This is a genomic window from Pseudomonas sp. 15C, from assembly GCF_055484735.1.
In genome coordinates this window covers 292,352-298,888 of sequence record NZ_JBUDGD010000001.1, presented here as the reverse complement: position 1 = coordinate 298,888, position 6,537 = coordinate 292,352, and the positions used below count along the sequence as shown (strand labels likewise).

Here is a 6,537-nt window from a genome sequence, read left to right as displayed (position 1 = left end):
TGATCAAAACCATCGCGATGGAAGACGGTCTGCGTTTCGCTATCCGTGAAGGCGGTCGTACCGTCGGCGCCGGCGTCGTAGCCAAAATCATCGAGTAAGACTTTTTTAAAGTCAGCTTGATGGATTGAAAAAGCCCCCGCTCAGCGGGGGCTTTTTTATTGGGTTGACACCTATCGGGGGCGTCTATAGAATTGCGCCTCCTTTTAACGGGCGTATTGCGCCCGGTGGGAATAGCAGCCGGAGTCTGAAATCCAATGCAAAATCAGCAAATCCGTATCAGGTTGAAGGCTTTTGACCATCGCCTGATCGACCAATCAACCCAGGAAATCGTGGAAACCGCGAAACGTACTGGTGCTCAAGTGCGTGGTCCAATTCCACTGCCTACCCGTAAAGAGCGGTTCACCGTTCTGGTTTCCCCGCACGTCAACAAAGACGCGCGTGACCAGTACGAGATCCGCACTCATAAGCGCGTTCTGGACATCGTCCAGCCAACGGATAAAACCGTTGATGCTCTTATGAAGCTTGATCTTGCTGCCGGTGTGGAAGTGCAGATCAGCCTCGGCTAAGACTCGGTCTTAGTCGTGTAACGCTCTGAAATGGGCGGCCATAGCGGGTGAAAGCCCCGTACACTCATGAGGTTTACAACATGACTATTGGTGTAGTCGGTCGTAAATGCGGTATGACCCGTATTTTCACCGAAGAAGGTGTCTCCATTCCGGTCACGGTCATTGAGATCGAGCCGAATCGCGTCACCCAGTTCAAAACTGAAGAGACCGATGGCTATCGTGCAGTGCAAGTCACTGTCGGCGAGCGTCGTGCTTCGCGTGTAACAGCAGCTCAGGCTGGCCACTTCGCTAAAGCGAACGTTGCCGCTGGTCGCACCACCATGGAATTCCGTCTTGAAGAAGGCGAGTACCAGGCAGGCGATCTGATCAACGCTGAAATCTTCGCCGCTGGTCAACTGGTTGATGTAACCGGTCAGTCCAAGGGTAAAGGCTTCCAGGGTACGATCAAGCGTTGGAATTTCCGCGGGCAAGATAACACCCACGGTAACTCCGTATCCCACCGCGTCCCAGGCTCTATCGGCCAGTGCCAGACTCCTGGTCGTGTATTCAAGGGCAAAAAAATGTCCGGTCATATGGGCGCTGAGCGCGTGACCGTGCAGTCCCTGGAAGTAGTGCGCGTGGACGCTGAACGCAATCTGTTGTTGGTCAAGGGCGCTGTTCCTGGCGCTACTGGCGGCAACCTGGTTGTACGTCCAGCAGCCAAGGCTCGCGGTTAAGGGGAAGCTGACATGCAATTAAATGTAAATGACGCTCAAGCGATCGAAGTTTCCGAACTGACATTTGGCGGCGAATTCAACGAGACGCTGGTTCACCAAGCAGTCGTGGCCTACATGGCCGGCGGCCGTCAAGGTAGCAAGCAGCAGAAGACCCGTTCCGACGTTCGTGGTGGCGGCAAGCGCCCATGGCGTCAGAAAGGTACTGGCCGTGCTCGTGCCGGTACTATCCGTAGCCCAATCTGGCGTGGCGGCGGTACCACTTTCGCAGCTCGTCCACAGGATCACTCCCAGAAGCTGAACAAGAAGATGTATCGCGCAGCAATGCGTTCCATCCTTGCTGAGCTGGTGCGTACTGATCGTCTGGTCGTGGTTCAGGATTTCGCTGTTGAAACTCCGAAAACCAAAGATCTGCTGGGCAAGCTGAACAACATGAGCCTGACCGATGTTCTCATCGTGTCGGACGCTGTTGATCAGAACCTGTACCTGGCTGCTCGCAACCTGCCGCACGTAGATGTACGTGACGTGCAAGGTTCCGATCCAGTTAGTCTGATCGCATACGACAAGGTGTTGATCACCGTGTCGGCCGTGAAGAAATTCGAGGAGCTGCTGGGATGAACCAGGAACGCGTATTTAAAGTTCTGCTTGGCCCGCACGTTTCCGAGAAGGCTACGGTTCTGGCAGACAAGAAAGGCCAGTTCGTTTTCAAGGTTGCTACTGACGCAACCAAGCTGGAAATCAAGAAGGCCGTCGAAAGCCTGTTCAGCGTGAAAGTAGAGCGCGTCACTACCCTGAATGTTCTGGGTAAGAGCAAGCGCACTGCTCGCGGTCTGGGCAAGCGTAATGACTGGAAGAAGGCAGTTATCTCCCTTCAGCCAGGCCAAGATCTCGATTTCAGCAGCAGTGCTGAGTAAGGAAGGGGTGCATCATGGCAATCGTTAAATGCAAACCGACTTCCCCTGGCCGCCGTTTTGTGGTCAAGGTGGTCAACCAGGAGCTGCATAAAGGCGCTCCTCACGCACCGCTGCTCGAGAAAAAATCGAAGACTGGTGGTCGTAACAACAATGGCCGTATTACCACTCGTCACATCGGTGGTGGTCATAAGCAGCATTACCGTATGGTCGATTTCCGTCGCAACGACAAAGATGGCATCGTCGCCACTGTCGAGCGTATTGAATACGATCCAAACCGTACTGCTCACATCGCACTGCTGTGCTACGCAGACGGCGAGCGCCGCTACATCATCGCCCCTAAAGGCGTGAGTGCTGGCGACCAGCTGATCGCAGGCGCTCTGGCTCCAATCAAGCCAGGCAACGCTCTGCAACTGCGCAACATTCCAGTCGGTTCTACCGTACACGGCATCGAATTGAAGCCAGGTAAAGGCGCACAGATCGCTCGTTCCGCTGGTGCTTCGGCTCAGCTGATCGCTCGTGAAGGTGTGTACGTTACCCTGCGTCTGCGTTCCGGTGAGATGCGTAAAGTCCTGGCTGAATGCCGTGCGACCCTGGGCGAAGTCTCGAACTCCGAGCACAGCCTGCGTTCGCTGGGTAAAGCCGGTGCCAAACGCTGGCGTGGCGTTCGCCCAACCGTTCGTGGTGTTGCCATGAACCCGGTTGACCACCCACATGGTGGTGGTGAAGGTCGTACCTCTGGTGGTCGTCATCCGGTATCGCCATGGGGCTTCCCGACTAAGGGCGCGAAGACTCGTGGTAATAAGCGTACCGACAAAATGATCGTCCGTCGTCGCAAGTAAATAGAGGGATACGACAGTGCCACGTTCTCTGAAAAAAGGTCCTTTTATTGATCTTCACCTACTGAAGAAGATCGAAGTGGCGGCGGAAAAGAACGATCGCAAACCAATTAAAACCTGGTCGCGTCGTTCCATGATCCTGCCACAAATGGTCGGTCTGACCATCGCAGTACACAACGGTCGTCAGCACGTCCCGGTTCTCGTTAACGAAGACATGGTCGGCCACAAACTGGGCGAGTTCGCCGGTACCCGCAACTATCGCGGGCACGTGGCTGACAAGAAAGCCAAGCGTTAAGGGGTAAGGAAATGGAAGTAGCCGCTAAGTTGTCGGGCGCTCGAATCTCCGCCCAGAAAGCCCGCTTGGTCGCCGACCAGATCCGCGGGAAGAAGGTGGGCGAAGCGCTCAACCTGTTGGCTTTCAGCAGTAAGAAAGCCGCCGAGATCATGAAAAAAGTGCTGGAGTCGGCCGTAGCCAACGCCGAGCATAACGAAGGCGCAGACGTTGATGACCTGAAAGTCAGCACCGTTTTCGTCAACGAAGGGCGTTCGCTGAAGCGCATCATGCCACGTGCCAAAGGCCGTGCTGATCGCATCGTCAAGCGGTCTTGCCATATCACTGTCAAGGTTGCTGACAAGTAACGGAGTCGAAGAGATGGGTCAGAAAGTACATCCCATTGGCATTCGCCTGGGAATCGTCAAGGAGCACACCTCCGTCTGGTACGCAGACGGTCGGACTTATGCGGACTACTTGTTCGCAGATCTGAAAGTGCGTGAGTATCTCCAAGACAAACTAAAAAGCGCGTCCGTAAGCCGTATCGATATCCATCGTCCGGCCCAAACTGCACGCATCACCATCCACACCGCTCGTCCAGGTATCGTTATCGGGAAGAAAGGTGAAGATGTTGAGAAACTGCGTCAGGACCTGACCAAGCAAATGGGTGTGCCTGTGCACATCAATATCGAAGAGATCCGCAAGCCGGAGCTCGACGGTATGCTGGTTGCGCAGAGCGTAGCTCAGCAGCTGGAGCGTCGCGTAATGTTCCGTCGCGCTATGAAGCGCGCAGTACAGAACGCCATGCGCATTGGTGCCAAAGGCATCAAAATCCAAGTGAGCGGTCGTCTCGGCGGTGCTGAAATCGCACGTACTGAATGGTATCGCGAAGGTCGTGTGCCATTGCACACACTGCGTGCCGACATCGACTATGCCAACTACGAAGCTCACACCACTTACGGTGTGATCGGTGTAAAGGTTTGGATCTTCAAAGGCGAAGTTATTGGTGGTCGCCAAGAAGAACTGAAACCACAAGCACCAGCGCCTCGTAAAAAAGCTGCTAAGTAAGGGGTACGCCAAATGTTGCAACCAAAGCGTACGAAGTTCCGCAAGCAGATGACCGGCCACAACCGTGGTCTGGCACTGCGCGGTAGCAAAGTCAGCTTCGGCGAGTTCGCGCTGAAGTCTGTTGCTCGTGGTCGTCTCACCGCTCGTCAGATCGAGTCAGCGCGTCGTGCTCTGACCCGTCACGTAAAACGTGGCGGCAAGATCTGGATCCGTGTATTCCCGGACAAGCCGATCTCCAAAAAACCTCTCGAGGTTCGTATGGGTAAAGGTAAGGGTAACGTGGAGTACTGGGTTGCCCAGATTCAGCCAGGCAAAGTCCTGTATGAAATCGAGGGTGTTTCTGAAGAGCTGGCGCGTGAGGCTTTCGCCCTGGCTGCTGCAAAGCTGCCGCTCGCCACCTCCTTTGTTAAACGGACGGTGATGTGATGAAAGCGAATGAACTTCGTGAAAAATCCGCACAGCAGCTGAACGAGCAACTGCTCGGCCTGCTGCGCGACCAGTTCAATCTGCGCATGCAGAAAGCAACTGGCCAGTTGGGGCAGTCTCATCTGCTCTCGCAAGTTAAGCGTGACATCGCTCGCGTGAAGACTGTGCTCAACCAGCAGGCAGGTAAGTGATCATGGCTGAAGCCGAAAAAACTGTCCGTACGCTGACTGGCCGTGTTGTCAGCGACAAGATGGACAAAACCATCACCGTTCTGATCGAGCGTCGCGTTAAGCACCCGATCTACGGTAAATACGTTAAGCGTTCGACTAAGCTGCACGCGCACGACGAAACCAATCAGTGCCACATCGGCGACAAAGTCACTATTCGTGAAACTCGTCCGATGGCCAAGACCAAGTCTTGGGCGCTGGTTGATGTTCTCGAACGCGCTGTGGAAGTCTAAGGGCTAGGGGTCGGAGAAATTATATGATTCAGACTCAATCCATGCTCGATGTGGCCGATAACAGCGGCGCTCGCCGTGTTATGTGCATCAAGGTGCTGGGTGGCTCCCATCGTCGTTACGCTGGTATCGGTGACATCATCAAAGTTACCGTGAAGGAAGCAATTCCTCGCGGTAAAGTGAAAAAAGGCCAAGTGATGACTGCTGTTGTAGTCCGCACTCGTCACGGCGTACGTCGTGCTGATGGCTCCATTATCCGCTTTGATGGCAACGCTGCTGTTCTTCTGAACAACAAGCAAGAGCCGATCGGCACCCGTATCTTTGGGCCAGTGACCCGTGAACTTCGTACTGAGAAGTTCATGAAGATCGTCTCGCTCGCCCCAGAAGTGCTGTAAGGAGATCCGACATGCAAAAGATTCGTCGTGACGACGAGATCATCGTGATCGCCGGCAAAGACAAAGGTAAGCGCGGTAAGGTGCTGAAGGTTCTTGCTGACAACCGTCTGGTTGTTGGTGGTCTGAACCTGGTCAAGCGTCATACCAAGCCTAACCCGATGTCGGGCGTACAGGGCGGTATCGTCGAGAAAGAAGCGCCACTGCACGCTTCCAACGTCGCCATCTTCAACGGCGAAACCAACAAGGCTGACCGCGTTGGTTTCAAAGTAGAAGACGGTAAGAAAATTCGTGTCTTCAAGTCGACCCAAAAAGCGGTTGATGCTTGAACACTGCTAGGTAGAAGACCATGGCACGACTAAAAGAGATTTACCGGAAGGAAATCGCTCCGAAACTTAAGGAAGAACTTAAGCTTTCGAACGTGATGGAAGTTCCGCGCGTTACCAAAATCACCCTGAACATGGGTCTGGGCGAAGCGATCGGCGACAAAAAAGTCATCGAGCACGCTGTTGCTGACCTGGAAAAGATCACCGGCCAGAAAGTCGTTGTGACCTACGCTCGTAAATCCATCGCTGGCTTCAAAGTCCGCGAAGGATGGCCGATCGGCGTCAAAGTGACCCTGCGCCGTGAGCGTATGTACGAGTTCCTGGATCGTCTGCTGTCGATCTCCCTGCCTCGGGTTCGCGACTTCCGCGGCCTGAATGCCAAGTCCTTCGATGGTCGTGGCAACTACAGCATGGGCGTGAAAGAGCAGATCATTTTCCCGGAAATCGACTACGACAAGATCGATGCTCTCCGCGGTCTGGACATTACCCTGACCACCACTGCCAAGAACGATGATGAAGGCCGCGCTCTGTTGCGTGCTTTCAAATTCCCGTTCCGCAACTGATTGGA

General features: G+C 54.4%; 15 protein-coding genes. All 15 read left to right on the top strand.

The annotated features are described in order from the left end of the window. A partial coding sequence (locus ACYYKW_RS01485; RefSeq protein WP_463402504.1) for an EF-Tu C-terminal domain-related protein occupies positions 1-98 on the top strand: 98 nt, incomplete at its 5' end. Positions 99-254: 156 nt separating this feature from the next. Further along, complete coding sequence (rpsJ, locus tag ACYYKW_RS01480; protein ID WP_003186070.1) at positions 255-566, top strand: 30S ribosomal protein S10; 312 nt, start codon at positions 255-257, stop codon at positions 564-566. Positions 567-646: 80 nt separating this feature from the next. Continuing rightward, positions 647-1,282, top strand: coding sequence for a 50S ribosomal protein L3 (rplC, locus tag ACYYKW_RS01475; RefSeq protein WP_003228738.1), 636 nt, complete (start codon positions 647-649; stop codon positions 1,280-1,282). A 12-nt stretch (positions 1,283-1,294) separates the two neighbouring features. Next, complete coding sequence (rplD, locus tag ACYYKW_RS01470; RefSeq protein WP_003228735.1) at positions 1,295-1,897, top strand: 50S ribosomal protein L4; 603 nt, start codon at positions 1,295-1,297, stop codon at positions 1,895-1,897. Beyond that, positions 1,894-2,193 (top strand): 50S ribosomal protein L23, encoded by a 300-nt coding sequence (gene rplW, locus ACYYKW_RS01465; RefSeq protein WP_002555488.1) that lies wholly within the window; start codon positions 1,894-1,896, stop codon positions 2,191-2,193. The genes rplD and rplW overlap by 4 nt, the downstream gene beginning before the upstream one ends. Before the next feature lie 14 nt (positions 2,194-2,207). Continuing rightward, the gene (gene rplB / locus ACYYKW_RS01460; protein WP_003228734.1) at positions 2,208-3,032 is read left to right on the top strand and encodes a 50S ribosomal protein L2; all 825 of its coding nucleotides are present in this window, start codon (positions 2,208-2,210) and stop codon (positions 3,030-3,032) included. A gap of 16 nt (positions 3,033-3,048) precedes the next feature. Next, positions 3,049-3,324 carry a 30S ribosomal protein S19 gene (gene rpsS, locus ACYYKW_RS01455; RefSeq protein WP_011336172.1) on the top strand — a complete coding sequence of 92 codons (276 nt, stop codon included), beginning with the start codon at positions 3,049-3,051 and terminating at the stop codon, positions 3,322-3,324. A gap of 11 nt (positions 3,325-3,335) precedes the next feature. Then, a complete protein-coding gene (gene rplV, locus ACYYKW_RS01450) occupies positions 3,336-3,668 on the top strand; it encodes a 50S ribosomal protein L22 (RefSeq protein ID WP_003103908.1) in 333 nt (110 codons plus the stop codon). A gap of 13 nt (positions 3,669-3,681) precedes the next feature. Further along, complete coding sequence (gene rpsC, locus ACYYKW_RS01445) at positions 3,682-4,368, top strand: 30S ribosomal protein S3 (protein ID WP_003176422.1); 687 nt, start codon at positions 3,682-3,684, stop codon at positions 4,366-4,368. 12 nt (positions 4,369-4,380) lie between these two features. Continuing rightward, positions 4,381-4,794 (top strand): 50S ribosomal protein L16, encoded by a 414-nt coding sequence (gene rplP / locus ACYYKW_RS01440; protein ID WP_003228729.1) that lies wholly within the window; start codon positions 4,381-4,383, stop codon positions 4,792-4,794. Then, entirely contained in the window at positions 4,794-4,985 is a 192-nt protein-coding gene (rpmC, locus tag ACYYKW_RS01435; RefSeq protein WP_002555481.1) for a 50S ribosomal protein L29, read from the top strand. Before rplP ends, rpmC begins: the two co-directional genes overlap by 1 nt. Before the next feature lie 2 nt (positions 4,986-4,987). Further along, positions 4,988-5,254 (top strand): 30S ribosomal protein S17, encoded by a 267-nt coding sequence (gene rpsQ / locus ACYYKW_RS01430; RefSeq protein ID WP_003194644.1) that lies wholly within the window; start codon positions 4,988-4,990, stop codon positions 5,252-5,254. Between the two features lie 23 nt (positions 5,255-5,277). Further along, entirely contained in the window at positions 5,278-5,646 is a 369-nt protein-coding gene (rplN, locus tag ACYYKW_RS01425; RefSeq protein ID WP_002555479.1) for a 50S ribosomal protein L14, read from the top strand. An 11-nt stretch (positions 5,647-5,657) separates the two neighbouring features. Beyond that, positions 5,658-5,972, top strand: coding sequence for a 50S ribosomal protein L24 (rplX, locus tag ACYYKW_RS01420; protein WP_003186046.1), 315 nt, complete (start codon positions 5,658-5,660; stop codon positions 5,970-5,972). Positions 5,973-5,992: 20 nt separating this feature from the next. Continuing rightward, on the top strand, positions 5,993-6,532 hold the full coding sequence (gene rplE, locus ACYYKW_RS01415) for a 50S ribosomal protein L5 (RefSeq protein WP_003210069.1): 540 nt from the start codon (positions 5,993-5,995) through the stop codon (positions 6,530-6,532). Positions 6,533-6,537: the final 5 nt, after the last annotated feature.

Bases quoted from the DNA above. Each gene is read 5' to 3' on its own strand.
- rplB (WP_003228734.1), top strand. From the start codon at position 2,208: ATGGCAATCGTTAAATGCAAACCGACTTCCCCTGGCCGCCGTTTTGTG.
- rpsJ (WP_003186070.1), top strand. From the start codon at position 255: ATGCAAAATCAGCAAATCCGTATCAGGTTGAAGGCTTTTGACCATCGC.
- rplE (WP_003210069.1), top strand. From the start codon at position 5,993: ATGGCACGACTAAAAGAGATTTACCGGAAGGAAATCGCTCCGAAACTT.
- rplV (WP_003103908.1), top strand. From the start codon at position 3,336: ATGGAAGTAGCCGCTAAGTTGTCGGGCGCTCGAATCTCCGCCCAGAAA.
- rplX (WP_003186046.1), top strand. From the start codon at position 5,658: ATGCAAAAGATTCGTCGTGACGACGAGATCATCGTGATCGCCGGCAAA.
- rplC (WP_003228738.1), top strand. From the start codon at position 647: ATGACTATTGGTGTAGTCGGTCGTAAATGCGGTATGACCCGTATTTTC.
- rplN (WP_002555479.1), top strand. From the start codon at position 5,278: ATGATTCAGACTCAATCCATGCTCGATGTGGCCGATAACAGCGGCGCT.
- rpsQ (WP_003194644.1), top strand. From the start codon at position 4,988: ATGGCTGAAGCCGAAAAAACTGTCCGTACGCTGACTGGCCGTGTTGTC.
- rplD (WP_003228735.1), top strand. From the start codon at position 1,295: ATGCAATTAAATGTAAATGACGCTCAAGCGATCGAAGTTTCCGAACTG.
- rplP (WP_003228729.1), top strand. From the start codon at position 4,381: ATGTTGCAACCAAAGCGTACGAAGTTCCGCAAGCAGATGACCGGCCAC.
- rpmC (WP_002555481.1), top strand. From the start codon at position 4,794: ATGAAAGCGAATGAACTTCGTGAAAAATCCGCACAGCAGCTGAACGAG.
- rplW (WP_002555488.1), top strand. From the start codon at position 1,894: ATGAACCAGGAACGCGTATTTAAAGTTCTGCTTGGCCCGCACGTTTCC.
- rpsC (WP_003176422.1), top strand. From the start codon at position 3,682: ATGGGTCAGAAAGTACATCCCATTGGCATTCGCCTGGGAATCGTCAAG.